Source organism: Zoogloea sp. (assembly GCF_041904905.1).
In the GTDB taxonomy this organism is placed as follows: Bacteria; Pseudomonadota; Gammaproteobacteria; order Burkholderiales; family Rhodocyclaceae; genus Zoogloea.
The window spans coordinates 1-1,603 of sequence record NZ_JAYRMI010000142.1 but is presented as its reverse complement, the minus strand read 5'-3'; the positions used below and the strand labels follow the sequence as shown (position 1 = coordinate 1,603).

Below are 1,603 nucleotides of genomic sequence, written 5' to 3'. Positions count from 1 at the left end.
CTCGGCTACGTCGAACCCGATCAGTACGGCCCGCTCAAGACGCGGCAGGAAGTGGAGGCCGAACGCTTGAAGCGCATCAACGCCGCCACCGTGTTCGCGCCCCAGCAGCTCGTACCCAGCGAAGAAGGCCAGAGCATCGTCATCCGCGGGCGCCTGCGCACCCTGGTCAACGGCTTCGAGACCGCCAACGACCTCAAGGCCTATCGCGTCGAGTTCAGCTACGCCGGTGCGCGCATGCATTTGAAGAGTTTCAAGGAGGTACCCAATGCCGGCAACTGAACCCACCCAAGCCCGATCCCCGCATCGGTTCGTCCTTGTGCCTCGGCACGGACGGGCGATGAGTACCGCAATCGCCGCAACGGCCGCCATCGCCACCTTGACGGCCGTGCCCGTCCAAGCGCTGCAGGTCGTCGAGGCCAGCGACGGCGTGTCGGTCGAAGCCATCGTGTCGATCAAGGAGCCGACCCGCATCCGCATCGACGGGGCGCCGATCACCGACGTGTTCGGCAACATCCATTCGAGTCATTGCGGCGCGGCGACGGCCCTGCCCGCCACGCCGGGCATGAGCAGCACAGCGCCCGGCGGCGGCGTCAGTTCGGCGATCAATCCGGCCGGCGAGGTCGTACTGGAGTGCGACCGCGACAAGGGCGAAATCTACGTTCGCCCGGTCGGTGATTCCGTGAAACCGATCAACCTGTTCGTCTCCTCGGCGAATACCACCTACACACTGCTGCTGCGCCGCGCGGACACCCCCGCCGACACCATCGTCATCCGCGACAAGACGCCCAGGGCGTTGAAGCCGGCCACCGCGGCCCAGGCCGGATCCGGACCGTCACCCAACCCGGTCCGCGCCATGAAGGCGCTGCTGGTGGCGATGGCTTCGGACCGGGTCCCACCCGACGTGCGGGTCGAAGAGACCCATCGCTCGGTCCCCCTGTGGACCGAAGCGCGCTTCTCGCTGGTGCGTCAGTACGAAGGACGCGGCCTGATCGGCGAGAAGTACCTGCTGCAGAACGTCAGCAATGCCCCCATCGTGCTGGCCGAACCGGAGTTCGATCGCGAGGCTGGCGCTGTCGCCGGCGTCAGTATCGAGCAGCACAACCTGCGCCCCGGCGAGAGCACCAGCGTCTATGTGATCCGCCGAGGAGAGGCGCCATGACTACGCCGCAGCAGCCGTTCCAGTCACTGCGTAGCCTGCCGCAACGCCTGTCGCAGCACGTGTTGCAGCACCTCTCCCCCCGGCAACGCCAATACGCCATGCTCAGCGCATTGTTGGCCTGCGGCGTAGGGCTGCTCTGGCTGATCTTCGCCTTCACGGGCAACCCGCCGAAGACCGGCGCCACCCAAGCGTCCGCCGGGCAACCGAGTGCGGTCACCAACATCGGCGTGATGCCACCCGGCGGCCAGGTCAATCCGGTGGATCAATGGGTCGGCACGGCCGGACGCAAGCTCGCCCAGTACGAGAACGAACGTGAAGAGCAAGGACGGCTCAACAAGAACGCCCAGGCCTTCGAAGCGAAGACCATGCAGCGCTTCGCGGACCTGGAACAGCGGCTCACCTCGGCCCAGCAAGCGGCCGCCACCCCGGCGGCGCCCACCCCCG

General features: G+C 67.1%; 2 protein-coding genes and 1 pseudogene. All 3 read left to right on the top strand.

The genetic code is table 11. The features are described from left to right. A partial coding sequence (locus ACE3N6_RS19275; RefSeq protein WP_374247436.1) for a TraE/TraK family type IV conjugative transfer system protein occupies positions 1–279 on the top strand: 279 nt, incomplete at its 5' end. Positions 280–337: 58 nt separating this feature from the next. Next, a complete protein-coding gene (locus tag ACE3N6_RS19270) occupies positions 338–1,159 on the top strand; it encodes a type-F conjugative transfer system secretin TraK (protein WP_374247435.1) in 822 nt (273 codons plus the stop codon). Then, positions 1,156–1,603, top strand: a pseudogene (locus ACE3N6_RS19265) (conjugal transfer protein TraB); the annotation flags it as partial. The gene ACE3N6_RS19270 and the pseudogene ACE3N6_RS19265, both read left to right, overlap by 4 nt.